Below are 26,786 nucleotides of genomic sequence, written 5' to 3' on the forward strand. Positions count from 1 at the left end.
AGGTCTAGGCAGCACCTTTGGGCAAGCCCTTGCGCGTGCCGCGATTGTGCCCGCGCGCCACACTGAAGCATCGGGAGACAAGGCGAAATACTTGATGCTATAGGGCCCCGCCATGTTCGCGAGCAGCCTGGTCAACGCTCTCGCGCCAATCCGGACGAGCGGCCCCGACCGGGCCAGACTGGTTCTGCGAAAACACGAACAAAGGTGCCGGTGTGGTCGAATCAATTGCCGAACAAGACAGATCAAGAAAGCTGGCACGGTGGATAGAGGGGTTCCCGACCACGCGGTTCGGCCCGGTGTTCAATCTGCTTGTCACCCTGGCCATAGTCGGGATCGCGTGGCTAGTCCGCGTTGCTCTGGATGGCGCCCTTCCGCCCGGATTTCCCTTTCTCACCTTCTTCCCCGCCGTGGTCGTTACGGCTTTCGTGTTCGGGGTGCGTCTGGGCAGCCTGTCGGCGCTGCTGTGCGGGCTGCTGGCGTGGTATTTCTTCTTTCCCCCGGTAGGCACCTTCGAACTGGAAGGTAACGAAGTTGCGATCGGCCTTTACCTGTTTGTCGTGGCGACCGATCTTGCCTTGATCTACGGCATGCAGGCGGCAAACCAGCAGCTGCGCCGCGAGCGTGAAAACAGCCGCGATCTTGCCGCGTCCAAGGAGCGGATGGTGGAACAGCTGGAACAGCAGGTTGCCGAACGCAGACAGGCCGCGGTTGCCTTGCGCGAGAGCGAGGTGAAAATCCGTCTGGCCACGCAGGCAGCCGGGATCGGGCTGTGGCAATGGCATGTCGAAAGCGGAATTGTGCACTGGGACAGCACGCTGTTCGAACTTTATGGCCTGTCGCCCACACCTGACGGGTCAGTGCAGTATACGGATTATCTGGCTCGTCTCCACCCGGATGATGCCGCCGAACAGGACAGGGTCCTGCAGGAAACCATCAGCAATTGCGGCGAAAGCACGCGCGAATTCCGGATCATCCGGGGCGATGACGGCAGCGTGCGCCATTTGCGCGCGGTCGAGGCCGCACGCGCAGGCCCTGACGGGACGACCGAATGGTTGGTCGGATCCAACCTCGACATAACCGAGGAGAAGAACCGCGAAAGGCTTGTCCAGATTCTGATGGGAGAGATCAACCATCGGGCCAAGAACCTGCTTGCCGTGGTGCTGTCGGTCGCCAAGCTGACCAGCGGCGACAACCACGAGGAGTTCTTGCTGAACTTTGCAGCGCGCATCCGGTCTTTGGCGGCCGGGCAGGATCTGCTTGTCGGGAGTGAATGGAAGGGCGTGCACCTTCACGATCTGGTCAGCGCACAGCTGGGCCACTTCAAAGGCCTGATCGATAACCGGATCATTCTTGCCGGTGACGACGTTTCCCTGTCACCGCCATCGGTGCAAACCATTGGCATGGCGATCCATGAACTGGTTACCAATGCCAGCAAATACGGCGCGTTGGCGACCGCCGGTGGCCGTATCGCGCTGACCTGGCGACGTGTTGGCAGCGCGCCTGATGAACGCTTTGTCATGACCTGGGTCGAAACGGGCGGGCCTCCGGTCATCGCGCCGGAACGGCTGGGATTCGGCTCGACTGTCACCAAAGACATGGTCGAAATGAGCCTTGATGCCGAGGTCGAAAGCGATTTTGGGCCGTCGGGCTTTTCGTGGAAACTTGATTGCCCGCTGGAGAATATTATTGAGCAGGAGGGTTCTGGCCTTAGCGCAGAAAGGCATTTTGGATGAAGGCACGCATTCTTGTCGTCGAAGACGAGTTCTTCATTTCACAGGACATTGTCGAAACGCTTGATTCCGCCGGTTTCGCGGTGCTTCCGCCCTGTTCCACCGTACCGCAGGCTTTGGCCGAGCTGGAGGGTGATGGCTGTGACGCTGCGGTTCTGGATGCATCCCTGCGAAACGAAAGCTCCCTTCCGGTCGCACAGGCGCTGGCAGGCCGGGGAATCCCTTTCGCCGTGGTGACGGGTTTCAGCACGAGCCAGTTGCCACCCGAGCTGGCCGGGGCACCGGTCATAACCAAACCCCTCAATGCCGAAGACCTGATCAGTGTTCTTGGCGGGCTTTTGACACGGGGCTGATGACCGGCCCGGTCCGGGGCCGCTCCGGCGCGGTTTGCGCCGCCGATCCGCGCAACATTCGTGCATCTGTCCGTGCAAAAGATTCACGGCTGGATTCGAATGATTCAATCACCATATTTTTCTTCACAGATTCAGTTTGGGGGTTGCGGCGCGCGCGACTCAAGCTTGGTCCACGCGTCGCGGGGGTGTCATGCGGGTAACACAGGCCTGTCATGGTGATTTAAGCGTTAATCGCCCGTTGACGGGAAACCCTGTCTGATTCATCATCTAGTGGTTCGGCGCAAATCGGACCCCCAAGCCATGGTGATTTACCCGCAGCCCCAACCGGGGCTTACAGACGGGGATTCGCTCTGGCCGCAGGGCCCGGCGCGCGCCGCAAACGGGACAGGACGACCTGCCAGCAGGCCCGGATAGGGCGTACCCTGTTGGCAAGTCTGTGGACCGGCCGGTATAGAACATAATCAGAACATGGGCCCTTGCGTCCATGTGGCGATTCGGGGGACAAGTGGGGCTTCAGATGGATTTCAAGGCGAGCGAAAACGTGCCCAATGATGCTGTGAACAGCGATGTGACGAACGAACTGGATGCGGGCCTGCCCGCGGATGCAACAGCGGGGGCCGAAACGTCCGCCACGGATGAGAAGGCAGTGACCATGAACACCAAAGATGCAGGATCGGACGCGCTGATCGCCGCCAAGGCGGGCGAGGCGATGGCCAATGCTGTCGGCTCTGCGATGGTCGAAGCGATGAAGGATGGCGGTGCCAGCGATAGCAAGAAGATCAATGATCGCCGCTTCACGATCGTCACCAATCCCGATCGCGATTCGCGCCTGACCGATTTCGGCAAGGAAACGCTGACCGATCGCTATCTGCTGCCCGGCGAAACCTATCAGGATTTGTTTGCGCGCGTGGCCGATGCCTATGCCGATGATCAGGCCCATGCCCAGCGCCTGTATGACTATATCTCGAACCTGTGGTTCATGCCGGCCACGCCGGTGCTGTCGAACGGCGGCACCAATCGCGGCCTGCCGATCAGCTGCTATCTGAACTCGGTTTCGGACAGCCTCGAAGGCATCGTCAACACCTGGAACGAAAACGTCTGGCTCGCTTCCAAGGGTGGCGGGATCGGCACCTACTGGGGCAATGTGCGCGGGATTGGCGAGCCGGTCGGCCTCAACGGCAAGACCAGCGGGATCATTCCCTTTGTGCGCGTGATGGACAGCCTGACGCTGGCGATTTCGCAGGGCAGCCTGCGGCGCGGATCGGCGGCGTGCTATCTCGATGTCAGCCACCCGGAAATCGAGGAGTTCCTCGAAATCCGCAAGCCCAGCGGCGATTTCAACCGCAAGGCGCTGAACCTGCACCACGGCGTGCTGCTGACCGATGAATTCATGGAAGCCGTGCGCGACGGGGCCGAGTTCGACCTCAAATCGCCCAAGACCGGCGAAGTGCGTGCCACCGTCGATGCGCGCTCGCTGTTCCAGAAGCTGGTCGAAACCCGCCTCGCCACGGGTGAACCTTACATCGTGTTCAACGACACGGTGAACCGCATGATGCCCAAGCATCACCGTGATCTGGGGCTGAAGGTTTCAACCTCGAACCTGTGCTCGGAAATCACTCTGCCGACCGGGATCGACCACCTTGGCAATGATCGCACGGCGGTGTGCTGCCTGTCCTCGCTCAACCTGGAAACCTGGGACGAATGGAACGGCGACAAGCAGTTCATTGAAGACGTGATGCGCTTCCTCGACAACGTGCTGCAGGATTACATCGACCGCGCGCCCGATGAAATGGCGCGGGCCAAGTACTCGGCGGAACGCGAGCGTTCGGTGGGCTTGGGCGTGATGGGCTTCCACTCGTTCCTGCAGCTCAAGAGCATCGGCTTCGAAAGCGCGATGGCCAAGGCGCTGAACCTCAAGATGTTCAAGCATATCCACGCCAAGGCGTGCGAGGCTTCGATGCTGCTGGCGCAGGAACGCGGGCCGTGCCCCGATGCCGCCGACATGGGCGCGATGGAGCGGTTCAGCTGCAAGATGGCAATCGCGCCGACCGCGTCGATCAGCATCATCTGCGGCGGCACGTCTGCCTGCATCGAGCCGATCCCGGCCAATATCTACACCCACAAGACCCTGTCGGGCAGCTTCATCGTCAAGAACCCCTATCTGGAAAAGGTGCTGGACAAGAAGTCGAAGAATTCGACCAATGTCTGGAACTCGATCCTCGAGCGCGGCGGATCGGTGCAGCATCTCGACTTCCTCACCGTGGAGGAAAAGGCGACCTTCAAGACCAGCTTCGAAATCGACCAGCGCTGGCTGCTCGAATTCGCGGCCGATCGCACGCCCTACATCGATCAGGCCCAGTCGCTGAACCTGTTCATCCCGGCCGATGTCGACAAGTGGGATCTGATGATGCTGCACTTCCAGGCGTGGGAACGCGGCATCAAGTCGCTCTATTACCTGCGGTCCAAGTCCGTGCAGCGCGCCGGTTTCGTCGGCGGGGTGGAGGCTGACAACACCTCCGAACTCGCCAAGATCGAACTCAGCGCCGCCGAAGGCCCGACCGATTACGAGGAATGCCTGAGCTGCCAGTAGGCGCATAGGCCGGGCCGGGCGCGGCGGGGCAACAGCATCCCCGCGCCCGCCGCCCGCTCCATCATTCAAGTGGGAGTATCACCATGGGTTTGCCATTCTGGGCCGGAGTGCTGGGAGCCGTCGTCGCGCTGGTGTTTCTGGTGCGCGCTTTCATCCAGCTGAAGAAAGACACACCCGGCCACGCCCACAACGCGGCGATGATCCATGTCCCGATGGGCGGGATGCTGCTGATCGGCAGCGCGATCATCATGATCGCCTACGCGCCCTGATTTGAATCCGCGCGGGCCTGCCTCGCGTATCTGCTATACCTTTGCCTTCAGGAGAATCCGCCATGTCGCTGCTCGAAGCCCGTTCGACCTACAAGCCGTTCCAGTATCCCTGGGCCTATGATTTCTGGAAGCGCCAGCAGCAGATCCACTGGATGCCCGAAGAAGTGCCCTTGGGCGAGGATTGCCGCGACTGGGCGCAGAAGATCACCGAGAACGAGCGCAACCTGCTCACCCAGATCTTCCGCTTCTTCACCCAGGCCGATGTCGAGGTGCAGAACTGCTATCACGAAAACTACGGCCGCGTGTTCAAGCCGACCGAGGTGAAGATGATGCTCGCCGCCTTTTCCAACATGGAAACGGTGCACATCGCGGCATACTCGCACCTGCTCGACACCATCGGGATGCCCGAAAGCGAATACAGCGCCTTCCTCGAATACGAGGAAATGAAGGACAAGCACGATTTCCTCCAGACCTTCAACGTCGAGAGTGACGAGGATATCGCCCGCACGCTCGCCGTGTTCGGCGGGTTTACCGAAGGGCTGCAGCTGTTCGCCAGCTTCGCCATGCTGATGAACTTCCCGCGCTTCAACAAGATGAAGGGCATGGGCCAGATCGTCAGCTGGTCGGTGCGCGACGAATCGCTGCACTGCGAAGGCATCATCAAGCTGTTCCACACCTTCTGCGAGGAACGCCAGTGCCTCACCAAGGCGGTGAAGGAAGACCTGATCGACATCTGCCAGAAGACCGTGCGTCTGGAAGACAACTTCATCGATCTCGCCTTCGAAATGGGCCCGATCAACGGCATGAGCGCGAAGGAGATCAAGCGTTACATCCGCTACATCGCCGACTGGCGCCTGAAGCAGCTCGGCCTGCAGGAAATCTACATGATCGAGGAACACCCCCTGCCGTGGCTCGCGCCGTTGCTCAACGGGGTGGAGCACGCCAACTTCTTCGAAACCCGCGCCACCGAATATTCGAAGGGCGCCACCCGCGGCGACTGGAACACCGTGTGGTCATCGTTCGACAAGCGCCAGAAGGCCAAGGCTGTGAACGAGGACAGCGTTGTCGAGGCTGAAGGCGGGCTGTTTGGGGTTGAGGCTGCGGAGTAAATTAATCGAGATCCAGAAATCAGATCTAACGATAATACGACAAGTCGTGCAATTTTCGCGCCAGAGCCCCTGCCTTGGGGCGACAGCAGGCCGATAGTTAGCTAAATAGAGGGGAGATGGACATGCGCCATCTCCCCGTCATCTTTGGGTCCATACCAGGGTTTGAAGTTGTCGCTGCTAATCCGAGGAGCTTCGCAGGTGTCCAAAACCGGCGATGGGTGCAGCAGTGATACCGGGGCTCTAATTCAAGGTGTCCCAGAAGGAAACCCCATTGGCCGAGATTCCAGTCATTATGGGTCAAGTTTTGTCTTCAGGAGTGAAGACTATCGTTGGCTCTGTGCGCTACAAGCACCTTCATGAGCGCCTCTTTACCCCCTGGCGTGATGCGCGAACCAAGCAGGGTTACCAGCGAAAGCCAGCTCAAGGTCGTATCTTAAAGTTGATGATGGAAATCCGCCGTGGGCGGGTCGATATTCCAACCGCTGTCCTTCTGAATGCTCGCCACGAGTCTTGGGACGCCGCGCTGGAAGAGCAGCCTGATGGCGACTGCAGTTCATTCGATCTCAGCGCCTACAAGGGTACCCTTTCTGTTGTTGATGGGCAGCATCGGCTAGCTGCATTCCGTGGCCTTATGGTCGAGGATCCTGAAAAATATGGAGATTTCAAGATCCAATTCGTCATGATGCTTGGTGCGGACGAGGGTCAAGAGCTTGAGCAATTCTACATCGTGAATTCTACCGCTAAGTCGGTGAAAACTGATTTGGCTTATGACCTACTTAAGCAACGCGCTGAGCATGACGGTAAAGTCATGACCGGTCTGATTGAATCAGGTCAAGATTGGAAGGTTGAAGCGCAGGCCATTACCGAAATGATGGCAGACAGCTCGGATATTTGGAGAAATCGAATCAGGTTAGCGAACGAGGATCGCGGCATAACCACGATACCAAGTGCCTCGTTCGTCACCTCGTTAAGGAAATTTCTAAATTACCCTCTTCTAAAGAACGTAGGAAGAGACAGGAAATTTCAGATTCTTGAAAGCTATTGGAGAGGAATTAGGTCAGCGATGCCTGATCCCTTCAAAGAGAATCAGAAGTACACCCTAATGAAGGGTATCGGCGTTTGGGCGATGCACGAGATTCTCCCTGAAATTGCTGAATTGGTAAGATCAAATGGTGGATCACTCCTTGAGGATGATAACTATGCGGAGCTTTTGCAGCCGATGTTTGATCAACTGGATGGCGAAAACAAGGATGCAGAATTCGTGAAGGGAGCAGATTTCTGGCTCACCGCACCAAAAGGTGGGGCAGCCGGAAGCTACTCTTCATCGGCGGGGAAGCGAGTACTTATCTCGAAGCTGCTAAATGGTTTGCCTGATTTAGAGCTGGAATGACGAACGGGGGTGGGGCGGCGCAACACCCTTCCCCCCGCCCCGGGCTTGACCCGGGGCCCCGCTTCCTTCGGCGGCGGTGAAAGAAACAGCGGGATCCCGGGTCAAGCCCGGGACGGCGTGGGGGGTTAGGACGGCGAGAGGGTGGGGGTAGCGGCCCCTAACACCACGCCCGCCTCACCCCGCCCCATTGCTCGGCCAGCCCTTCGCGCACCAGCACTGCGCCTAAGCTCGCCCCGTCGCGCGTCACCAGCATCAGGCTGCGGCCCTGCTTTCTCTCGCTGAACTTGCGCTTTGACGCGCCCACCCCCGACCGCTGTGGCTGCGCCACACCTGCGGTTCCCCGCAAGCGGGAGGGGAGAAGTGAGCGCGTCCCCCTCCCGCTTGCGGGAGGGGTTAGGGGTGGGCGCGGAGCCACTGTGTTCAGGGCCCTTGACCAGACCCCTCGGCGAAGGCCCAACCCGCTGCGACTAGGCGGCAAAGCCGCCAAGTCTCGCTCCCTTCCCGCAGGCGGGAAGGGTATCAGTACGACCCGACCCCTCCCGCAGGCGGTAGGGTTGATCAGCGCTCCCCATTCAGCCTCCGCAGCCGCTCCACCTCGGTGCGGATCGCGGTCACCACGCCTTCGACGTTCCCATGCACATCGGCATTGGCGAAGCGCAGCACGGTGAAGCCCTGCTGCGCCATCCACGCATCACGCGCCACGTCCCGTTCCGGCGCGATATCGTGGCTGTGGCCGTCAAGCTCGATCACCAGTGCCAGATCGCGGCACAGGAAATCGGCGAAGTACGGGCCGAGGGGCAACTGGCGGCTGAACTTTGCGCCCATCTGGCTGCGGGATAGGAGCGCCCACAAGGCACGCTCCGCCGGGGTTGCCTCGCGCCGCAGCGACCGGGCGCGGGCGGTGTTGCGGGGTGTCGAGTCAGGCATCGAATGAAATTATCGTAAATCAGCGGGTTGAACAAGACAGGCCCACCCCTAACCCCTCCCGCAAGCGGGAGGGGGACTGAGTGGCGCTGATACTCCCCTCCCGCTTGCGGGAGGGGCTGGGGGTGGGCACGTCACAGCCCCCCTATCCTTTCACCACCCCCAAGCGGGCGGCGGCAGGGCGACCGGCTGGGTCAGATCAAACTCCACGCGGAAATTGCGTTCTGCCGGCGCGCCGCCTGCGACCGTGCGGCGCAGTTGGTAGATATAGGCTGCGTCCGGCGTGCCGGCGGGATCGACCGTGACCGACCAGACATTGGTGACAGAAGCCGTCAGCCCCTCGCGCCGGAACATGGCGATGCTCTCTGCGTCCACGGGGAAGTCCTGCGTGCGGGCGGTGCCGGGGGCGGCGGTGTCTCCGCCGTAGAAGGTGACGGGATCGGCGGAGCCGTCTTCATGGCGGTGATCGTGCTTTAGGCGCAGAGCGCCGCCGGTGGTGCGGGTGATCAGCCAGGTGCGCGACCGGTCCCACGATCCGTCGGCGGTCTGGATGTGGAACGGCACGGCGATGCGCGCCTCGCTGCAATCGGTCACGGCCATCACCATGGCTTTGCCGGCCAGATCGGCGTCGGCGGCGTCAGCGGTGGTCAGGCGTCCGGCATAGGCCTTGCCGCAATGGCTGGAGAGCGCGGCCCAGAAGGCGTCCTGCGGGTCGGCTTGTGATTGCGGCGTTGTGCAGCCGGGCAGCAACAGGGCGGCGGCAAGCAGGGCGTAGCGGGCGGGCGAGATGGGTGCGGATGTGATCATGGCGGGCGGTGTAGCGCAGTTTCCTAATGCCTGCGAGCCAGCTAAAACGGGCCCGCAAACCGATTGGCCGGCGGTTTTTCGCGCAAAAATCGCGCCGGGAACACGAAAACACAGCCAATTCAGAAACTTGATCGCGGCGGACGCGATTTTAGGCCGGTTTAGACCCCCTCCAGACCCCGGTTAGACCCCGCCAGGTGCGCCCTAGACCTCCTCTAGGTCGCGCCAGGTTCGGTGTCGGTGCTGCGGGGATTGGAGCGTCGGTCGGTGCCCGAACGGCGCTCCCCCTTGCGGCGATCGGGGCCGTCAAACGGTTGTTGTGCTTGCCGCCGATCATCCTGCCGCCGGCCATCGGAGCCGGACTTTGTCTCGTCACTCATGCTCACATCCAACTGAAGCGGCGCCCGGTTTTGCCGGTGTCTGCCGATGCCGAGGCGGTTATAGCCTCATGCGACTGGACGGCGATTTACCACCCATCTGCGCAATTGCCTAATTTCACGCGCGGCCGCCGCAGCAAGCCGCTTGGCCCGGCGCGCAAGGGACGCTAGGGCGCGCAGGCGACCAGCGGAATGGAACACCCGTGACTGACAAGATTGATCACCCCCGCGCCGAAGCGCTCGACGTATCCAAGGCCGAAGTGCTGATCGAGGCGCTGCCCTATTTCCAGCGCTATGCCGGGCGCACTTTTGTGGTGAAATATGGCGGCCACGCGATGGGCGACGCGCAAGCCGCGCGCGATTTTGCCGAGGATATCGTGCTGCTGAAAGCGGTCGGGATCAACCCGGTGGTGGTGCATGGCGGCGGGCCGCAGATCGGCCAGATGCTGGCCCGGCTGGGCGTGGAAAGCACCTTCGTCGACGGGTTGCGGGTGACGGACGAGGCCACCGCAAAGATCGCGGAAATGGTGCTTTCGGGCGGGATCAACAAGGAACTGGTCAGCTGGATCGCGGCGGCTGGCGGCAAGGCGATCGGCATCTCGGGCAAGGATGGCGGGCTTGTGAAAGCGCGCAAGGTCACCCGCACCACCCGCGATCCTGATAGCAATATCGAACAGGTGATCGATCTCGGCTTCGTGGGCGAACCGGCGATGGTCGATACCAGCGTTATCGACACTGCGGTGGCCGCAGGCATGATCCCGGTGATCGCCCCGATCGCGCCCGGTGCGGACGGGGCGACCTACAATATCAACGCCGATACCATGGCGGGCGCGATTGCTGCGGCGCTGGGGGCTGCGCGGCTGTTCCTGCTGACAGACGTTCAGGGCGTGCTGGACGGCGATGGCAAGCTGCTGACCGATCTCACCCCCGCCGATATCTCCAAGCTGCGTGAAGATGGCGTGATCCGCGGCGGCATGGTGCCCAAGCTGGAAACCTGCGTCACCGCGGTGCAATCGGGCTGCGAGGCGGCGGTTGTGCTCGATGGACGAGTGGGCCACGCGATGTTGCTCGAATTCTTCACCGCGCGCGGGGCTGGCACACTGGTTCGCGCATAAGGCGACCTGCGGGAACACAATTGTGGCGCGAGGCGTATTAACACGCTAATACGCCTCCGAGGGACATCACAGAAGGCATGGCTGCGGCCGGCGCTTCGTCAAGGGAAATGAAAGACCATGCCGGCAGTTGCAGTACTCGTCGATATTCTGGTGATGATCACCAATGTGCTGGTGATGCTGATCATCGTGCAGTTCGTGATCGGATTGCTGTTCGCCTTCAACGTGGTGAGCCCCAGCAATGAATTTCTCCGGCAGGTTTACGATTCGATCAACCGCCTGCTGGAACCGGTGCTGCGGCCCATCCGCAACATCATGCCTGCCACCGGTGCGATCGATTTCTCGCCACTGGTGCTGATCATCGGGCTGCAGGTGCTGATCCGGGTGTTGATGGGCGTGGCGGGGGCTTATTGATGCTGGCCGCGACGTCCGGTGCTGAACTGATCGACGGCAAGGCCTTTGCCGAAGCCTTGCGCGCCCGTATCGGGGAACGCGCTGCCGCCTTTGCGCAATATGCCGGGCGGCGACCGGGTCTGGCGGTGGTGCTGGTAGGCGAAGACCCGGCCAGCCAGGTCTATGTCGGCGCGAAAGCCAAGGCCTGCGAGGCCGCCGGGATTGCCAGTTTCGAACACCGCCTGTCCGCCGATACCAGCGAGGCGGCGCTGCTTTCGCTGGTTGAGCGGCTCAATCAGGACGAGGCGGTTGACGGCATTCTGGTGCAGATGCCGCTGCCGCAAGGATTGGACGAACAGGCGATCATCGCCGCGATCAATCCCGACAAGGATGTCGATGGCTTCCACGTAATCAACGCCGGGCGGCTGAGCGTGGGGCAGGAAGGCTTCATCCCCTGCACGCCGCTGGGCTGCATGATGCTGCTGAAAGACCGGCTGGGTGATCTTTCGGGGCTGGATGCGGTAGTGATCGGGCGATCGAACATTGTCGGCAAGCCGATGGCCCAGCTGCTGGTGGATGCCAATGCCACTGTTACCATCGCGCATAGCCGCACGAAGAACCTCGCCGATATCGTGCGCCGCGCTGATATTGTGGTTGCGGCGGTGGGCCGTCCGGAGATGATCCGGGGTGACTGGATCAAGCCGGGCGCCACGGTGATCGATGTCGGCATCAACCGCCTGCCACCCGAAGAGGGCAAGGAGCGCGGCCGGCTGGTCGGCGATGTTGCCTTTGCCGAAAGCCGCGATGTCGCTGGCGCTATCACGCCGGTGCCAGGCGGGGTCGGCCCGATGACGATTGCCGTGCTGCTCCGCAACACGCTGGTCGCAGCTCATCACCATGCGGGAATGCCCGTGCCCGAGGGGCTGTGATGCGCGCCGCCCCCTTCCTGATGCTGGGGGCGCTCGCGGTTACGCTTGCGGCTTGCGCCAGCGGTCAACGCACGCCGGGGCCGCCGCGTGCGGTAATCAACCGCGCGCTGGCCAATGCGCCAGGCGCTGCGCAGCCGAGCACGATTGTCGCCGTTGAAATCGCCTTTGCCCGCGCCGCGCGCGAACGCGGGCAGTGGACCGCCTTCCGCGAGTTCGCCGCGCCGGGCGCGCTGCTGCACGGCAAGAACGGGCCATTCGCGATCGAGCCCTGGCTGGCAACCCAGACCGATCCGCCTGTCGCCGTGCAATGGCAAACCCGCGCCGTGGCGATCAGCTGCGATGGCGCTGTGGCGATGACCCAGGGCCGCCTCACTACGCCCGAAGGCAAGGTCGGCAATTTCGTGACCGTGTGGGAACGGCAAGGTAACGGCGAATATCGCTATGTCTTCGATGCGGGCGGACTGGATGTGCCGCAACCGCCGCCGCGCCCCCCGGTGGAGGATGGCAACATCGTTGTCACCGCAATCGATTCCGTGAAGGGCATGGTCGCATCCTGCCCGCGCGGTGGGGCTGCCATTCCGCCGCCGCCGCCGATCCCGCTGGGCGAGGATGGCAAGGCCGATGCCCGCCTGTCGCGCGATGGAACCTTGCGTTGGCGCTGGGAACATCGGGACGATGGCACCCGCTATGCCACGGCCGACTATTTCTACGAGGGCCGGTGGCTGACCGCTTTCGAACAAAGTCTTGCGCCGGGTAGCGAATGATGTTGAACGCCGGGCTGTGTTGACCGAACTTTTCATCTCCGCTTTCATCACCCTGTTTGTGGTGATTGACCCGCCGGGGTGTGCGCCGATCTATGCCGGTCTCACCAAGGGGGCGAGTGCCGCGCAGGCGCGCAGCATGGCGCTGCGGGCGACATTTATCGCGGCGATCATCCTGCTGATCTTTGCGCTGTTCGGGCAGCAATTGCTCGGCGCGCTGCATATTGCGCTCGACAGCTTTCGCATTGCGGGTGGGCTGATGCTGTTCTTCATCGCTTTTGACATGGTGTTCGAAAAGCGCACCCAGCGGCGTGAGGAGCGGGCCGAGAAAATCGCGGCCACGCCCGAAATCGAGGATGTGTCGGTATTCCCGATGGCGATGCCGATGCTAGCCGGGCCGGGCGCGATCGCGGCGGTGATGCTGTTGATGAACGAGGCTGATGGCTGGCCGCAGATGCTTGAAGTTCTCGGTGCGCTTGCTGCCGTGCTGGCGATTACGGCTGGCGCGCTGGTTGCGGCCGGGCCGCTGATCCGGCTGCTCGGCGACAAGGTCGAAGCCGTCATCACCCGCCTGCTGGGCGTGTTGCTGGCCGCGCTCGCCGCCCAATATGTGATCGACGGGTTGAAAGGCAGCTTCGGGATTTAGCTTCCGGGCACGCCCTGCTTTTCGACCGGCAGCGACAAGCTCTTGCCGGCTGGCCCGATGCGTTCGGGCTTCGCTGCGCCCCGCCCGTCGAGCAGCAGCAGCGAGATGCGGCGGTTGCGCGGATCGGCGGGATTGTCGGTGACGAGCGGTTCGGTATCGGCCACCCCTTCGATCCGGGCGATGCGTTTCTGCGTCACCCCGCCCAGCACCAGCGCCTGACGGGTGGCCTCGGCCCGGCCAGTGGAAAGCGACCAGTTATTGGCCCCGACACCGCTGCGCCACGGCAGCGAATCAGTGTGGCCGCGAAGGATCAGCGGAGCGTTTTCATCTTTCAGTGTTTCGGCCATCACCTCCAGCAGCCCGCGCGCATCCTTGGTCAGGATCGTGGTGCCGAGTTCGAACATCGAGAAATCGGCGTCGTCCATGAGGTCGATGCGGATACCTTCGGGCGCGCGCATCACCCGGACTTGCCGGGCAAGGTGCGATAGCTGGCGGCGCTGGACGAGCTTCTTCTCGATCTTGTCGCGCAGTTCCTTCAGCTTTTCGGCATCGAGTTCGCCGCGTCCCCCGCCTTCGACCGGGCCGCCAGTCACGCCGCGGGGAATGGTGATCGCCTTCGTGCCGGTCTGGCCCATGGCGTTGGGGTAGTTGTCCGCGTCGGTGATCGACGATCCGCCCAGCAGCCCGTCCGATCCGGCGCTTTCCTTGCGCATCTTCACCAGCGTGGGAGTGAAGTAATCGGCGATGCCCTTGCGTTGCTTTTCTTCGGTTGCGCCCAGCAGCCACAAGAGCAGGAAGAACGCCATCATCGCGGTCACGAAATCGGCATAGGCAACCTTCCACGCGCCGCCATGGTGGCCGCCTTCGACGATGGTGATCTTCTTGACGATGATCGGCGCGAGGGCTGCGGCGGCCGCGCCTTCGCCCGATTGGGTCGGATCGGATAGCGCCACCTTATCTTCCCCGCATCATGTCGAGCAGGTCGGTCAGTTTCGGGCGGTGCGCAGGCGGCAGGCCCGATCGCGCAGCTTCCAGCACCAGTGGCTGCGGATAGCCGTGCAAGGAGGCGATGATGACCTGCTTGATCGAATAGAAGATTTGGCTGTCGTGCGTGTTGATCTGCTTCAGCCGCGCGCCCAGCGGCCCGGCAAAGCCATAGGCCAGCAGCACCCCCAAAAAGGTGCCGACCAGCGCAGAACCGATCATCTTGCCGAGCGTTTCGGGCGGTTCGCTGATCGCGCCCATGGTCTTGATGATGCCGAGCACCGCCGCCACGATCCCAAGCGCGGGCAGCGCATCGGCGAGCGACTGGATCATGTGCTGGGGTTCATCCATCTCGTGCAGCTGGGTTTTGATCGCGCTGTCGATCACGTCCTCCACCGCATGGGTATCGAGCGTGCCCGATGATACAACCATCAAGGTCAGCGGATCGCAGATCATCGCGGTGATCACAGGATCGGCCTGAAGGCGCGGATATTCGCTGAAGATGGCCGACGATGCAGGCTCGGTCACATGGCTTTCCAGCGCGACCGCGCCTTCGGATCGCAGCAGTTTCATCAGCTTCGATGTCAGCGCGATCACATCAATGTGATCCTCGTGGGTGTATTTCGGCCCCTTGAACACCTTGCCAAGGCCGGCGCCCAGCAGCTTGATCTCGTGCATCGAATTGCCGATCAGGGTCGCGCCCACGGCCGCCCCGCCGATCATCATGAATTCGAGCGGGAGCGCGGCGAGCACCGGCCCCATAGCGCCGCCGGCGAGCATGAACCCGCCGAACACCATTACCAAGAGAACGACAATTCCGATTGCGACAAACACGGGCGCAAAGCTCCTTCAGACAGGGGTCAGCGTCAGCGCAGGGCGCGGAACAGGTTGAGTTCGCTCACCCGGGCAAAGGCGGCCTGGCTGGCCTCCAGCGCGGTGAGCGATTGCTGCAGGCGGGCGATGGCTTCGGCGATATCGGTATCGCCCAAACGGCTGCGGCGTTCGGCCAGTGCGATCCCGCGGCTGGCCTGCTGATCCTGCACCTGATCCACCCACGCCATGCGGGTGCCAAGGATGGTATTCGCGCGGCTTACGGTATCAAGCGCGGTGTCCAGCCCGGCTAGCGCCCCCAGCGCCGCGCCTGAGGGATCGGGCGATCCGCCACTCAGCGCCGCTGCCAGACCGCCCAGCACGGCAAAGGCGCTTGACGGGGTGCCGCCAAGGTCAAATTCGAACACTTCGCTGCCCGGCAGGCCGCGTTCGATCGCGGTGCCCGGCGCCACCGGCACAGCGCCGCTGGTGGGCGTGCCGGCATAGGTGACATTGCCAAGGGCATCGCGGGTAAAGGCGGGGCCGGAAGATAGCCCTGCAAACAGTGGTTCCCCCGTCAGCGATGATCCATTGGCGCGGGTGAAGAGTTCTTCGGTCAATTGCTGAAGCTCGAATGCGATGGCCTGCCGCCCGTCCGGCCCCGTGGGGGCGTTGGCGGCCTGCACCGCGAGTTCGCGGGCGCGCTGCAGCAGCGCCGTTACGGCCTCAAGCTCGTCAGATGCTGCACCCAGATCCTGCCCAAGCTGCGCGGCATTGTCGCCTTCGACACTGGCAAGCGCCTCGCGCCGGGCGACACTGCGCAACTGTGCGGCGGCAGCGGGATTGTCCGAACCACGTTCGATCCGGTTACCGGTGGCGATCTGCGTCTGCGTGCGTTCGATCCCGGCGCGAAGATCGGCCATCTGCGCAAGCGAACGGTTGAAGAACGAACCGGTGGAATTGCTGACAAAGCTCATTTTGCGCGCCCTCCCTTACCGCAGGCCAAGGATGGTATCGAATAGATCGGCGGCGATCTGGATCACGCGGCTATTGGCCTCGAACGCCTGTTGCAGGCGGACCAGATTGGCGGCTTCATCATCCAGATCGACCCCGGTTTCCCGCAAGAGCTCAGCCTCGGCGCTGGAAGCGACGACGAACAGGCCATCGCTGCGGGTCTGCAATGCGGATACGCGGCTGGACAGGGACAGCAGCAGGGCGTCCGCGCCGGCGGAAGGGCCGGTGCTGGCGCCAAGTGCGCCCAGCAGAGCGGCAAGATTGCCGGTATCGCGGCTGCCTGCGGGCGAACCGGCAGGCGCGGTGGCAAGGCCATTGGCAGAAGCCAGTACCACGCTGATATCGCCCGCGCCCGTGCCTGCGAATAACGGCTGGCCGGGGGTGCCATCGGCACCCACGCCATTGGCCTGCGCGGCGTTGGCGATGCTGATTACCGATGCGGCCAATCCGTCGAGATCGGCCTGCAACCCGGCAAACTGGCTCAGCGCCTCCGCTCGTCCGGCCATGGCCCCGCCGCCGGGCACAAAGCTCGTTCCGCCGACCGCGAAGGCCGCAGTGCCATCGGCGGCAAAGGTGACGCTGGCGGTGGCGGCGGTTGCACCAGTGACAAGCGCTACCGGCGGCGTGCCGGCCAATGCGACATCGGCGGTGCCATTGGCGTTGATGGTGGGGGTGATGGCGAATTGCTGCGCCAACCCGCGCAGCGCCTTGTCGCGCGCGTCGAGCAATGCGGCGCGTCCTGCCGTGCCTTCACGGACGCCGACCAGATCGGCATTGATCGACGCGAGCTGGGCCGCGAGTTCATTGACATCGAGCAGTTCGGCGCTGGCTTCGCCCTGCACCAGATTGCGGGCATTGCCGAGCGTGCTGTTGGCAACGCTGAAATTGCTGGCCATCTGCCGCGCGCTTTCCAGCGCCGAAATGCGCAGCGCGGGTTCCAGCGGGTTACCTTCCAGACGGGTGAGAGCGGCTTCGAATTCGACCAGACCGGTGAACACGCCCGATGCCTCGACCGCGCTTTCGGCCTCGCGCATGGCAAAGAATTCGGCCTGCGCTGCGGCAAGGGCAGAGGCGGCATCACGCGCCTGGCGCTGCACCAGCCCGCTTTCGGCGCGTTCGATGATCCCGGGGCGCACCCCGCCGAGCGCATCGGCCTGATTGATCCCGATCGATCCGGTCATCACCAGCTCGCCCTGCGTCAGCAGGCGACGCGAATAATCGGCATTGCCGGCATTGGCGATATTCTGCGCCGTCAGCTCAAGGCTGCTGCGGGATACCGCAAGGCCGCTGCGGGCAATGGAGAAGATCGCGGTTGGCATCAGCTACCCCTTTAGCGTGGAAGGTGTTGCGCAAGCTGCGCTTCGATACTGCGGGCAAACCCCAAGGTGCCCGATCGGGCGGCGATGTCCGCGAAGTGTTCGTCGCGCATGGTCTGGAACTGCTGCATCCCGCCGCCGGTCAGCGGCGTTTCTTCGGCCATGCTCGAGGCGCGCGCGGCAGCGAGCATCTTGCGCACCATGATCGCCTCGAACCCCTCCGCCGCCTTGCGCAGTTCGGCGCGTTCGGGCGAAAGGGCCGATGCGGGCGCAGCGGCGCCGGCAGGGGCGAGCGGGCCGATCACAGCACCACCATTTCGGCTTGCAGCGCGCCCGCCTGCTTCAGACTTTCGAGGATCACCACCAGATCCGATGCGCCCACACCCAGCAGGTTCAGCGCGTCGACAATCTCGGAAAGCGAGGCTGCCCCTGGCATGTATGCCACCCGGTCAGACCGTTCCTCGACCGTGATCGTGGAGGATTGCTCCACCGCTGTCTGGCCCTGACTGAAGGGTGCGGGTTGCACCACGGTGGGGTTCTCGTCGATCCGGATTACCAGCTTGCCGTGGCTGACCGCAGCGGGTGACAGACGCACCGCATCATTGATCACCACCGTGCCGGTACGGCTGTTGATGATGACGCGGGCAGCAACCGGTGCAGGCGTGACGGCAAGCATCTCGATCTCGGCCATGACGCCCGAACGCAGATCGGTGCCTTGCGGCAGCATGAGTTCGATGCTCACCCCGTCAGCAATGGTAGCGATGCCCGGGTAACGGCTGTTGATCGCATCGCGCACCCGCGCGGCGGTGAGGAAATCGGCCTTGTGCAGGTTGAAGCGCAAGGACGGGGATTGATCGAAACCGGTGGCAACCAGCCGTTCCACGCTCGCGCCGTCGGCAATCCGGCCCACGGTCGCGACATTGACGCTGACCTGCGAACCATCGCGCCCGGTCACGCCCAGCCCGCCAACCGCGACATTGCCCTGCGCCATCGCGTAAATCTGCCCGTCCGCGCCATAGAGCGGGGTGAGGATCAGTGCTCCGCCGCGCAGCGACGATGCCTGGCCAATGGTGGACACGGTGATGTCGATCCGCTGGCCCGGCTTGGCAAAGGCGGGCAGTTCGGCGGTGACGATCACAGCGGCGGCGTTGCGCAAAGTCGGGCTGACGCCGGGCGGCAAGGGCAGGCCGAGCCTGCCGGAAACACCGCGCATCGCCTCTGTCACATAGGCAAGGTTGTTATCGCCCGTGCCCTGCAGGCCGACGACAACGCCGTATCCGGTCAGCTGGTTGGCGCGCAGCCCCTCGAACTGGCCGAGATCGCGGATGCGTTCGGCTGCTGCGGGTGCTGGGGCGAGGGCGGCAAACAGCGCCAGCGCGAGGGTGATAGCTTGGATAATCCGTGTCATGGCTGTGCCCCTCAGAACGGCGAAATCTTGCCGAAGAACCGGCTCAGCCAGCCCGGACGGCTCGCCTGTTGCACTGCGCCCTTGCCCGAATAGATGATCCGCGCATTGGCGACCTGCGATGATGCAAGTCGGTTATCGCCGTCGATATCGACCAGCCGGATGCGACCGGCGAACTGCACCCATTCATCGCCCTGGCTGAACATCATCTGCTTTTCTCCGACCACTTCGGCGGTGCCGTTGGGGTAGATTGCGGCGATGGTCACAGCGACCGCTCCGTTAAGGCGGCTTTGCTGCGCGGCATTGCCCCCTCCAGTGAACGACCCTTCGGCCGTAGCTTTAAGGGCTTCGGGGTTGAGGAAATCGAGCGGGCCGGAGGCGGGCGGGGTGATCCCGAGGCTGCCTTCGCGGTTGGTGCGCCCTTGTGTGCTCTTGTTGGTGGAAGTCGCTTCGACCAGAATGATCGTCACCATATCGCCCAGCGAACGGGCGCGGTTGCCGGTGACGAGGTTGGCATAGCCGTTGGCCGGCTGGAAGATCGATCCGGCGCTGGCCTGCTGCACCGGCGGCAGGGCGGCAAAGGGATCGCCTGCGGTCGCTGCCGTCATGACGGCACCCGGCGGCGGCGGTGCGGTAAAGCCCGCCTGCGGCCCGGCGCTGCCCCCGCCCATGCAGGCGGCCAGCAGCAAAGGCGCGGCGATCACAAGAAGATTGCGGGTCATGGACTGGTTCACACGGTGTCTCACAGGGTCTGGTTGGCGTTGCGCAGCATCTCGTCCACCGCGCTCACCATCTTGGAATTGATTTCGTAGGCGCGCTGGGCTTCGATCATCTCGACCAGTTCCTCGACCACGTTGACGTTGCTGGCTTCGAGCATCCCCTGCCGGACCTGCCCGCGCCCGTTTTCGCCCGCAAAGCCGGTTTCAGCAGGGCCAGAGGCGGCGGTTTCGACAAGGAAGTTGTCACCGATTGCGCGCAGGCCGGCGGGGTTGATGAAGCTCGAAATCGAAAGCTGGCCCAGCAGCGTGGGTTCTGAATTGCCGGGGGTCAGCGCGCTCACCGTGCCATCGGGCGCAATGGTGACCGACTGTGCGCCGACCGGCACCTGCAACGGCGGCTGGAGCGCATAGCCCTGCGAAGTGACCAGCGTGCCATCATTCGACAGCGTGAAGTTGCCCGCGCGGGTAAAGCCCACCTGCCCGCCCGGCGGCAGTTCCACCTGGAAATAGCCGGGGCCATCCAGCGCCAGATCGAGCGAATTGCCGGTGGCGTTGAGCGTGCCTTGCGCCTCGATCCGGCTGGTGCCCTGCACCTGCACCCCGGTGCCAAGGTTGAGGCCGACGGCATAGGCCGTCTGCCCGGTCGATTGCTGCCCGGCGACGCGCTGTTCCTGATAGGCCAGCGTGGCAAAATCGGCCCGGTCGCGCTTGAACCCGGTGGTGCCGATATTGGCAAGGTTATTGGCGATGACGCGCATCCGCGCATCCTGGGCCTCAAGCCCGGTGCGGGCGACGTGAAGGGCGGAAGTGGGCATGGATCAGGGTCTCCTGCGAAAAAGGGATCAGCGTAAGCCCATCAGGCCGCTGGATGCTTCGTCCAGCTCGCCTGCGGTGCGGATGATCTTGGCGCGCTGTTCGAAGGCTCGCTGGGCTTCGATCATCTGGACAAGAGTATCGGCGGTTTGGACATTGGACTGTTCGAGCGCGCCCGGTGTCAGCCGCGCGGTCAGATCGGGCGGGAGAACCCCGTTCGCGCCATTCGCGCCCGGCACCTTGAGAAAGCTGTCGATCCCCTTGGCCAGCGGGCTTCCTTCCGGATTGACCAGCCGCAGCCGGTCGATCTGTTCTGCCGCAGCATTTGGTGCCGCCGGATCGCTGGCGAGGATCGCGCCATCGGAAGCAATCGCGATGGCAAAGCCGGGCGGAACTGTAATCGGCGTGCCGCCTTCGCCCAGCACCGCGAGCCCTTCGCCGTTCTCGATCACGCCCGAAGCGCCTACCCGCAAGTCGCCGCGCCGGGAATAGACCTCGCCCTGCAGGTCCGGCGACTGGAACGCGAGCAATGCCTTGCCTTCCAGCGCCACGTCCAGCGGGTTGCCGGTCGGCACCACGCGCGCTGCGGTCATATCCGCCCCGCGCACATTGCCGCGCGCCACGGCGCGGGCTTCGATCGAGCCGTCCTTCAAGGTGGCCGGGGTGACCGCAAAGATTTCCTGACGAAAGCCCGGCGTGCTGGCGTTGGCGAGGTTGTTCGCCACCGTGCGCTGCCGGTCCATCGCAGCGTTCATCGCGGTCATCGCGGTGTAGATCATCCGGTCCATATTACTGGCGCAGGTTCAGCACGGTCTGCGAAATCTGGGTGGCGGTATCGATCGCGCGCGCATTGGCCTGGAAATTGCGCTGCGCGGTGAGCAGCGAGACCATTTCTTCGGCCAGATCGACGTTGGAACGTTCCAGCGCTCCGCTGATCATCTCGCCATAATTGCCAAGGCCGGGGTTGCCGAATTGCGGCGCGCCGGAATCGCCCGATGCCTGCCATTTGGTCTGGCCGATGGCGCGCAAGCCGTTGGGCGCGGCAAAGGTGGCCAGCGCGATCTGTCCGACGGGTTCAGCCGTTCCGTCGGCATAGGCGGCGTTGATGATCCCGCGACCGTTGATGGTAACATTGGCGAGCGCCGAACCGGCACCATTGGTCAGCGGCACGATCACATCGCCGGGTACTGCGGACGTCGGCAGCCCGGCAGCGTCGACCGGAAAGGCCTGCAGGCTGTTGCCGTTGGCATCCTGCATTTCGCCTGTGGCGGTCAGCCGGAAATTGCCGTTGCGGGTGAAGCTGAGATCGCCCGAAAACGGATTGGCGAGCGCGAAGAACCCGTCGCCATCAACCGCCAGATCAAGGCTGCGGCCGGTCTGTTCAAGCGGGCCGAGCGCGAAATCCTGCGTGATCGCGGATACGGTTGCGCCGATGCCCGCCGTGCGGCGCGGATCGGTGGCCGAACCGCTGGCAACCAGATCGGAAAATTGCGCCGAGCTTTTCTTGAAGCCTGCGGTTTCAGCGTTGGCGATATTGTGGGCGATGACGCGCAGATCGATTTCGGCGTTCTTCATGCCGGAAAGGGAGGTGAAGAATGACATTGCGGTTGGTTCCTCTGCTTGAGAAGGGTCAGGTTCAGGGGTTGGTGGATTGAGCAGCCGCAGCTGCGGTTGCGGTTGCGGCGGCGGTTGCCGCTTCCTGCGCTGCGATCAGCCGGTCGAGCTTGGCGGAGATATCTTCGAGGGTGGACGTGCTTTGCGTGGTCGCCGCGAGCGAGGAGAACTGCGCCATCTGCGCCAGCATTGCTTCGTTATCGGCGGGGGCCAGCGGGTCCTGAAAGGTCAGCTGCGTGGTCAGCAGCCGCAGGAAATCGCCGCCATCCAGCGATCCCAGCCCGCCTCCGGTAAGCCGCGATGGCGTGTTGAGGCGGCCGAGCGTGTTTTCGACGGCGGGTGACAGAGTGGTGCTGGTGGCAGTGGTCATCACTGGCTCCTCAGGGTTTCGAGCATCAGTTGCTTGGCGGTCTGGAGCGCCTGCACCAGGTTCTGGTACTGGCGGGCGGAATCCATGATCTCGACCATCTCGGCGGTCTCATCGACGGGGGCTTCGAACACGTTGCCTTCCGCGTCGGCGAGCGGGTGGCCGGGATCATAACGTTTGGTGGGCGCGGTTTCCGATCGCACCAGCCCGCTTGTCGTCACGCCGGCCAGACCCGATGCGCGATCAAGCTCGGTCGCGAACACCGCACGGATCGGGCGATAGGCGCCTGCTTCGGTGGAGGAGACGGACCCTGCGTTGGCAAGGTTCGATGTCGCCGCGTTCATCCGCACCATCTGCGCGCTCATGGCGCGGGTGGTCATGGAAAACAGCGTCATGGGGCGTTGTTCAGGCATCGTCATTCACCCTTCAGCGCGCGGGTGACAGTGTTGACCTTGGCGGTCACGAAGCTGAGCGTGGCGGAATATGCCACCGCGTTTTCGGCAAAGGCGACCTGTTCGTGGTTGAGTTCAACCGTGTTGCCATCCAGCGAAGGCATGGTCGGCTGGCGCCACACCATGCCCGTGCGGGGATCGCTGGCGGGGCCGCCGCGTTCAGCCGCCAGCCGGGCATCGAGTGCGGCGTTGAAATCGATGTCGCGCGCCTTGTAACCGGGGGTTGCGGCGTTCGCGATATTGGACGCGATCACGCCCATCCGTTCCGACCGCAAGGTCAGCGCCGCGCCATGAATGCCGAAAAGTCGTTCGTTCACCGCTTAAGCCTCCTGCCTGATGACCGTGCTTTGTCCGGGGGTATGCCCGGCGCGCACCATGGTTCAGCAGGAAGCGTGCCAAACCCGCTTCCCCGCGCCCGTAGCGGGCGTGCGCCAGCGTCATGCGGCAAGCGCTTGCCGGTCAGTGCCGCTCTCGCAGGCAAGGGGCTGCCGGGGAGTGAGGCCTTAATCCGCGTCAGCGCCCGCCGTTCTGCCACCTGACACCCAAGCCAGCAGGGGGCGGAATGCCTGATAGTTTTATGTCTCTGATCGATCCCGGCGCGATTGCGATTGTGGCGGGGGGCACCGTGCTGGCCTGCGCGGCGCGTAGTGGCTGGCGCGATTTCGGCGGCGCGCTGCGACAGGCAGGCGGATTATTGCGACGCCAGTTCGATGCCGATGCCAATCGCAAGGCGCTGGCGCTGGCGGTGTCGAGCATCCAGCGCGAAGGCCCGCACCGCGCCGATCCGGCTCTGCCGCCTGACCGGCAGCTGGGCATGATGCTGGAGACATTCCTGCGTCAGGGCTCGGTCGAAACACTCCACGCCGCCCGGCGGACCCAGCGCGCGCTGGACGAAGCGCGGCGCAACAGCGCGGCGCAGGTGTTCAGCTGGGCGGGGGAACTGGCCCCGGTGTTCGGCCTGATCGGCACGCTATTCGGGCTCACCCAACTTGCCCCCGGCAACGCTGCCAGCCCGAGCGCGGCGATCATGGCCGCGGTTTCGACCGCAGTGCTGACCTCGCTTTACGGCGCGTTGCTGGCGCATCTTCTTTGCTATCCGCTGGCCGGGGCGATCGAGCGGCGCGGGATTGACGAACAACGCGCGCGTGACGTGCTGGCCGAATGGTTTGTAGACCAGCTTTCCCGCACCGCAATGACGGCACAGGAACGGCGAGCCCATCTCAGGGGGGTGGCATGAACCGCGCGGTATTGCATCTTCGCGGCGGCCATGGCTGGCAGTTGATCCTTGCCGATCTGGCGCTGATCCTGTTCCTGCTGACCCTGTCTGCCCTGCCCGCAGCCGAAGCGGAAAGCGGCCACAGGCTGGCTGACCGCGAGGCGAGAGCCAAGGAGGCGCGGCCCGCCCAGCGCGCGGTGGTTGCATCATCGCAGGCGCTGTTCCGTCCGGTGGCCGATGGGCCGGGTCTGAGCGAATGGTTCCGATCCCAGCCGCGTGATCCGCGTGCGACCCTGACGATCTTTGCCACCTATGGGCAGGGCGGCGAAGCAGCCGCGTGGGCGAAGGCGCAGGCCATGGCCGATGAAGCGCGGGCGAGCGGGGCCAGGGTGCGCACCATAATCGCCGCCGGAGCCGAGGCGGATGTCTATGCCAGCCTTGCCTATGATACGGTGATCTAGGCCATCATCACCCGATTGCGGCCTTCCTGCTTGGCGCGGTAAAGCGCAGCATCGGCGCGGGCAAGCGCGCTGCGGGTGTCGGCATCCTCGGTGACTTCGGCAACCCCGGCCGAAAAGGTGATCTTGCCGAACGGCTGGCCGCTGTCGCGGTTCATCAGCTGGCGCGCAGCCTGCGCAGAGCGCATCATGTCCAGCCGTTCACGCGCGGTTTCCTTGTCGAGGCCGTAGAACAACAGCACGAATTCTTCCCCGCCGTGGCGGGCGACGAAAAAGCTTTCACCGGCATATTCGATCAGGCTGCTGGCGAGCGCCCGCAGCACCCGGTCGCCCGCTTCATGGCCGTGGCGATCATTGATCATCTTGAAATGATCGAGATCGCAGAACGCCAGACTGAGCGGTTCTCCCTTGGTGCGGGCTTCAAGCGCAGCCGATGTCAGCCTGCGTTCGAAGGCGCGGCGATTGGGCAGGCCGGTGAGGTGATCGACATCGGCCTCGATCCGCGCCTTGGCGAGATTTTCGCGCAATGCCGCGGTTTCGGCCTCGCTGCGGGCCATCGCTGCTTCCACCTGTTCGATCCGCGCCAGCATCGCGCGGGACAGATCGAGCACCTGGGCGATGTCGCCAGGCTCGGCCATGGCGGCAATCTGCACGCCGATCGCGCCGCGATGGTCGCTCGTCTCCGACTGGGCCGAACGGGCCGTCTGGGCAAACCGCACCATGGCATATTCAAGCTTGTCCATCAGCGTTTCGAGCTCGGCGATGCGAGGTTGGCTGTCAGGATCGAGCCGCGCCAGCGTATCCAGCCAGCGCTGGTCAATCGGCTCGCCTGCGATCTCCCGCGCGGCGAAAGCCTGCGCCAGTTCGGGCTGCGATCCGGAAAGTCCGCCGCAGATCGTGGCCAGATTGATTGCGGTGACAGGCAGATCGTAGCGTTCGATGAATTCGGCGATCCGGTCCAGCAATGCGCGGCGGGCCTCTGCGGCACGGCCCGGTGCGGGTGCTGCGTCATCTTGTGACACATCATCGGGCAGGGCCGGCTTGCGGTTTGCACGGGCGAGGAAGGTGGAAGTGAAAGACATGGCAGACAATCGCAATCGCAAGTGGAGGGGATCGGGCTCGCAGGCAAGCTAACCTGTTATACTTAATCCGTGCCGCCCCGCTTTCTTCGGAAGACTGCGTAGGACGGCGCGCGCCGTGGCTGCCAGGGCCGGGTGGGGGCGCAACTGGCATGGCCCTTGCTGGGATGCGGGCATTGAATTGCTGCATTTCAAGGAGCATCCGCATGGAGAAGACTATTTCCCGGCCTCGGGGTTGGCGGCTGACCGCGCTGGCCTTGCCGTTTGTGCTGCCGCTGTCCGTTGCCCCGGCACAAGCTGGCGGGCTTACCGATCCCGGCATGATCGATCAGGCAGTGGCGGCCTTTACCGGCGCCGCCATCGGCCAGCCCGGCGGGGCGCGCATGGCAACCGACCAGCGCCTGCAACTTTCCGCCTGTACCGCGCCGCTGGCGGTGGGCTGGCACACCCCGGCACGTACTGCGGTGCGGGTTGAATGTGCCGGGCCGCAAAGCTGGCGAATCTTTGTTGCCGTCAACACAGTTGTCGGCGCCTCTGGTGCCCAGTCTGCCGCCGCCTCTGCGGTCAAGCGCGGCGATGCGCTGACGATCATGGTGCGCGGGCGCGGCTTCAGCGTCCAGCAGCAGGGCGAAGCGATGGAAGGCGGCGCGGTGGGTGACTGGATCTTCGTGCGCACCGCCCGCAAGGCCGAACCCCTGCGCGCCCGTATCGAGCGCCCCGGTCTCGCCATCATCCCGGCGTCGTGATCGGGCGGGATCGAGCAATCGTTTAAAACCCCCTTAAACCCTTCCTCCCACGGCCGTTCTGGCTGACAGGAACCCAAGAAGGACATTTGTCATGCCCTCTGTCGAACTAAGCAAATTGACCGGCATCAGCGCGGTCCGCGCGCTGGGAACAAGCGACCGGGCGGCTATCGAAGCGCGTCCTGCCGCCCCGGCCAGTAATGCCCGCAGCGGCGCACCTGCCGCCGGTATCAGTGTCGAAATCGGCGCAGCCGATAATGCCACCGCTACACCGCCTGTTGATGAGGAGCGTGTCAGCCAGATCCGTGCTGCCCTGCAAGACGGAACATACCCGCTGACGCCGGCCAAAATCGTCGATGCGATGATCGCCGCGCAGGTCAGCCTGTCGCTGCCACAACAGCAGGATTGA

The 26,786-nt window shown here is 63.7% G+C and carries 33 protein-coding genes; 15 read left to right on the forward strand and 18 right to left on the reverse strand.

The features are described from left to right. Window positions 1-212: 212 nt before the first annotated feature. The 6 genes from IP79_RS09210 to IP79_RS09235 all read left to right on the forward strand — a co-directional run bounded on the left by IP79_RS09210 (window position 213) and on the right by IP79_RS09235 (window position 7,441). Window positions 213-1,733 carry a sensor histidine kinase gene (locus tag IP79_RS09210; protein ID WP_054118904.1) on the forward strand — a complete coding sequence of 507 codons (1,521 nt, stop codon included), beginning with the start codon at window positions 213-215 and terminating at the stop codon, window positions 1,731-1,733. Beyond that, window positions 1,730-2,083: a response regulator gene (locus IP79_RS09215; RefSeq protein ID WP_054118905.1), complete on the forward strand. Its 354-nt coding sequence runs from the start codon at window positions 1,730-1,732 to the stop codon at window positions 2,081-2,083. Before IP79_RS09210 ends, IP79_RS09215 begins: the two co-directional genes overlap by 4 nt. A gap of 517 nt (window positions 2,084-2,600) precedes the next feature. After that, window positions 2,601-4,673 (forward strand): ribonucleoside-diphosphate reductase subunit alpha, encoded by a 2,073-nt coding sequence (locus IP79_RS09220; RefSeq protein ID WP_054118906.1) that lies wholly within the window; start codon window positions 2,601-2,603, stop codon window positions 4,671-4,673. Between the two features lie 83 nt (window positions 4,674-4,756). Then, on the forward strand, window positions 4,757-4,942 hold the full coding sequence (locus IP79_RS09225) for a hypothetical protein (RefSeq protein ID WP_054118907.1): 186 nt from the start codon (window positions 4,757-4,759) through the stop codon (window positions 4,940-4,942). Window positions 4,943-5,004: 62 nt separating this feature from the next. After that, the gene (locus tag IP79_RS09230; RefSeq protein WP_054118908.1) at window positions 5,005-6,051 is read left to right on the forward strand and encodes a ribonucleotide-diphosphate reductase subunit beta; all 1,047 of its coding nucleotides are present in this window, start codon (window positions 5,005-5,007) and stop codon (window positions 6,049-6,051) included. A gap of 271 nt (window positions 6,052-6,322) precedes the next feature. Continuing rightward, the gene (locus tag IP79_RS09235; protein WP_156318211.1) at window positions 6,323-7,441 is read left to right on the forward strand and encodes a DGQHR domain-containing protein; all 1,119 of its coding nucleotides are present in this window, start codon (window positions 6,323-6,325) and stop codon (window positions 7,439-7,441) included. Window positions 7,442-7,598: 157 nt separating this feature from the next. Here the strand turns inward: IP79_RS09235 and IP79_RS15470 are convergent, their stop codons facing one another. The 4 genes from IP79_RS15470 to IP79_RS15475 form a co-directional block, all read right to left on the reverse strand. Continuing rightward, entirely contained in the window at window positions 7,599-7,769 is a 171-nt protein-coding gene (locus IP79_RS15470; RefSeq protein ID WP_156318214.1) for a hypothetical protein, read from the reverse strand. Between the two features lie 230 nt (window positions 7,770-7,999). Then, window positions 8,000-8,368, reverse strand: a complete 369-nt coding sequence (locus IP79_RS09240) for an endonuclease domain-containing protein (RefSeq protein ID WP_054118910.1) — start codon at window positions 8,366-8,368, stop codon at window positions 8,000-8,002. A 150-nt stretch (window positions 8,369-8,518) separates the two neighbouring features. Next, the gene (locus IP79_RS09245) at window positions 8,519-9,172 is read right to left on the reverse strand and encodes a hypothetical protein (protein WP_054118911.1); all 654 of its coding nucleotides are present in this window, start codon (window positions 9,170-9,172) and stop codon (window positions 8,519-8,521) included. A 212-nt stretch (window positions 9,173-9,384) separates the two neighbouring features. Further along, window positions 9,385-9,549, reverse strand: a complete 165-nt coding sequence (locus tag IP79_RS15475) for a hypothetical protein (RefSeq protein WP_156318216.1) — start codon at window positions 9,547-9,549, stop codon at window positions 9,385-9,387. A 212-nt stretch (window positions 9,550-9,761) separates the two neighbouring features. Between IP79_RS15475 and argB the strand changes: the two genes are divergently transcribed. The 5 genes from argB (at window position 9,762) to IP79_RS09270 (ending at window position 13,387) form a co-directional block, all read left to right on the forward strand. Next, the gene (gene argB / locus IP79_RS09250) at window positions 9,762-10,661 is read left to right on the forward strand and encodes an acetylglutamate kinase (RefSeq protein WP_054119046.1); all 900 of its coding nucleotides are present in this window, start codon (window positions 9,762-9,764) and stop codon (window positions 10,659-10,661) included. Between the two features lie 117 nt (window positions 10,662-10,778). Next, window positions 10,779-11,072: a YggT family protein gene (locus IP79_RS09255; RefSeq protein ID WP_054118912.1), complete on the forward strand. Its 294-nt coding sequence runs from the start codon at window positions 10,779-10,781 to the stop codon at window positions 11,070-11,072. Then, the gene (gene folD, locus IP79_RS09260; RefSeq protein WP_054118913.1) at window positions 11,072-11,980 is read left to right on the forward strand and encodes a bifunctional methylenetetrahydrofolate dehydrogenase/methenyltetrahydrofolate cyclohydrolase FolD; all 909 of its coding nucleotides are present in this window, start codon (window positions 11,072-11,074) and stop codon (window positions 11,978-11,980) included. Before IP79_RS09255 ends, folD begins: the two co-directional genes overlap by 1 nt. Next, window positions 11,980-12,744 (forward strand): hypothetical protein, encoded by a 765-nt coding sequence (locus IP79_RS09265; RefSeq protein WP_054118914.1) that lies wholly within the window; start codon window positions 11,980-11,982, stop codon window positions 12,742-12,744. The genes folD and IP79_RS09265 overlap by 1 nt, the downstream gene beginning before the upstream one ends. A 19-nt stretch (window positions 12,745-12,763) precedes the next feature. Next, a complete protein-coding gene (locus IP79_RS09270; RefSeq protein ID WP_054119047.1) occupies window positions 12,764-13,387 on the forward strand; it encodes a MarC family protein in 624 nt (207 codons plus the stop codon). Here the strand turns inward: IP79_RS09270 and IP79_RS09275 are convergent. Genes IP79_RS09275 through flgB form a run of 13 tightly spaced genes read right to left on the reverse strand, consistent with a single transcriptional unit; the run spans window position 13,384 to window position 23,198 of the window. Further along, complete coding sequence (locus IP79_RS09275) at window positions 13,384-14,340, reverse strand: flagellar motor protein MotB (protein ID WP_082337118.1); 957 nt, start codon at window positions 14,338-14,340, stop codon at window positions 13,384-13,386. The genes IP79_RS09270 and IP79_RS09275 overlap by 4 nt on opposite strands. A 1-nt stretch (window position 14,341) precedes the next feature. Then, window positions 14,342-15,205: a flagellar motor stator protein MotA gene (motA, locus tag IP79_RS09280; RefSeq protein ID WP_054118915.1), complete on the reverse strand. Its 864-nt coding sequence runs from the start codon at window positions 15,203-15,205 to the stop codon at window positions 14,342-14,344. 32 nt (window positions 15,206-15,237) lie between these two features. After that, complete coding sequence (locus IP79_RS09285; protein WP_054118916.1) at window positions 15,238-16,158, reverse strand: flagellin; 921 nt, start codon at window positions 16,156-16,158, stop codon at window positions 15,238-15,240. Between the two features lie 15 nt (window positions 16,159-16,173). Continuing rightward, window positions 16,174-17,514, reverse strand: coding sequence for a flagellar hook-associated protein FlgK (gene flgK / locus IP79_RS09290; RefSeq protein WP_054118917.1), 1,341 nt, complete (start codon window positions 17,512-17,514; stop codon window positions 16,174-16,176). An 11-nt stretch (window positions 17,515-17,525) separates the two neighbouring features. Then, window positions 17,526-17,816 carry a hypothetical protein gene (locus tag IP79_RS15480; protein ID WP_054118918.1) on the reverse strand — a complete coding sequence of 97 codons (291 nt, stop codon included), beginning with the start codon at window positions 17,814-17,816 and terminating at the stop codon, window positions 17,526-17,528. After that, complete coding sequence (locus IP79_RS09300; RefSeq protein ID WP_054118919.1) at window positions 17,813-18,919, reverse strand: flagellar basal body P-ring protein FlgI; 1,107 nt, start codon at window positions 18,917-18,919, stop codon at window positions 17,813-17,815. The genes IP79_RS15480 and IP79_RS09300 overlap by 4 nt, the downstream gene beginning before the upstream one ends. Window positions 18,920-18,930: 11 nt before the next feature. Next, window positions 18,931-19,638, reverse strand: coding sequence for a flagellar basal body L-ring protein FlgH (locus IP79_RS09305; RefSeq protein WP_054118920.1), 708 nt, complete (start codon window positions 19,636-19,638; stop codon window positions 18,931-18,933). A 20-nt stretch (window positions 19,639-19,658) separates the two neighbouring features. Next, on the reverse strand, window positions 19,659-20,450 hold the full coding sequence (gene flgG, locus IP79_RS09310) for a flagellar basal-body rod protein FlgG (RefSeq protein ID WP_054118921.1): 792 nt from the start codon (window positions 20,448-20,450) through the stop codon (window positions 19,659-19,661). Between the two features lie 27 nt (window positions 20,451-20,477). Beyond that, window positions 20,478-21,236 (reverse strand): flagellar basal body rod protein FlgF, encoded by a 759-nt coding sequence (locus IP79_RS09315; protein ID WP_054118922.1) that lies wholly within the window; start codon window positions 21,234-21,236, stop codon window positions 20,478-20,480. 1 nt (window position 21,237) lies between these two features. Continuing rightward, window positions 21,238-22,050 carry a flagellar hook-basal body protein gene (locus IP79_RS09320; protein WP_054118923.1) on the reverse strand — a complete coding sequence of 271 codons (813 nt, stop codon included), beginning with the start codon at window positions 22,048-22,050 and terminating at the stop codon, window positions 21,238-21,240. A gap of 34 nt (window positions 22,051-22,084) precedes the next feature. Then, window positions 22,085-22,432 (reverse strand): flagellar hook capping FlgD N-terminal domain-containing protein, encoded by a 348-nt coding sequence (locus tag IP79_RS09325; protein WP_054118924.1) that lies wholly within the window; start codon window positions 22,430-22,432, stop codon window positions 22,085-22,087. Next, window positions 22,432-22,848: a flagellar basal body rod protein FlgC gene (gene flgC / locus IP79_RS09330; protein WP_054118925.1), complete on the reverse strand. Its 417-nt coding sequence runs from the start codon at window positions 22,846-22,848 to the stop codon at window positions 22,432-22,434. The genes IP79_RS09325 and flgC overlap by 1 nt, the downstream gene beginning before the upstream one ends. Continuing rightward, window positions 22,845-23,198 carry a flagellar basal body rod protein FlgB gene (gene flgB / locus IP79_RS09335; protein WP_054118926.1) on the reverse strand — a complete coding sequence of 118 codons (354 nt, stop codon included), beginning with the start codon at window positions 23,196-23,198 and terminating at the stop codon, window positions 22,845-22,847. Before flgB ends, flgC begins: the two co-directional genes overlap by 4 nt. Window positions 23,199-23,443: 245 nt before the next feature. On the opposite strand from flgB, the gene IP79_RS09340 reads away from it, so the two are divergent. Then, window positions 23,444-24,118: a MotA/TolQ/ExbB proton channel family protein gene (locus IP79_RS09340; RefSeq protein ID WP_082337119.1), complete on the forward strand. Its 675-nt coding sequence runs from the start codon at window positions 23,444-23,446 to the stop codon at window positions 24,116-24,118. Beyond that, window positions 24,115-24,558 carry a hypothetical protein gene (locus IP79_RS09345; RefSeq protein ID WP_054118928.1) on the forward strand — a complete coding sequence of 148 codons (444 nt, stop codon included), beginning with the start codon at window positions 24,115-24,117 and terminating at the stop codon, window positions 24,556-24,558. The genes IP79_RS09340 and IP79_RS09345 overlap by 4 nt, the downstream gene beginning before the upstream one ends. Here the strand turns inward: IP79_RS09345 and IP79_RS09350 are convergent. Further along, entirely contained in the window at window positions 24,555-25,637 is a 1,083-nt protein-coding gene (locus tag IP79_RS09350; protein WP_082337120.1) for a sensor domain-containing diguanylate cyclase, read from the reverse strand. The two genes, IP79_RS09345 and IP79_RS09350, sit on opposite strands and share 4 nt — an antisense overlap. A 203-nt stretch (window positions 25,638-25,840) precedes the next feature. Here IP79_RS09350 and IP79_RS09355 point away from each other — a divergent pair, with 203 nt between their 5' ends. Together IP79_RS09355 and IP79_RS09360 are read left to right on the forward strand one after the other, a co-directional pair. Beyond that, window positions 25,841-26,380 carry a flagella basal body P-ring formation protein FlgA gene (locus IP79_RS09355; RefSeq protein ID WP_233994145.1) on the forward strand — a complete coding sequence of 180 codons (540 nt, stop codon included), beginning with the start codon at window positions 25,841-25,843 and terminating at the stop codon, window positions 26,378-26,380. A gap of 91 nt (window positions 26,381-26,471) precedes the next feature. Beyond that, window positions 26,472-26,786, forward strand: coding sequence for a flagellar biosynthesis anti-sigma factor FlgM (locus tag IP79_RS09360; protein ID WP_054118929.1), 315 nt, complete (start codon window positions 26,472-26,474; stop codon window positions 26,784-26,786).

The sequence above is a fragment of the Porphyrobacter sp. AAP60 genome (assembly GCF_001296025.1).
In the GTDB taxonomy this organism is placed as follows: Bacteria; Pseudomonadota; Alphaproteobacteria; order Sphingomonadales; family Sphingomonadaceae; genus Erythrobacter.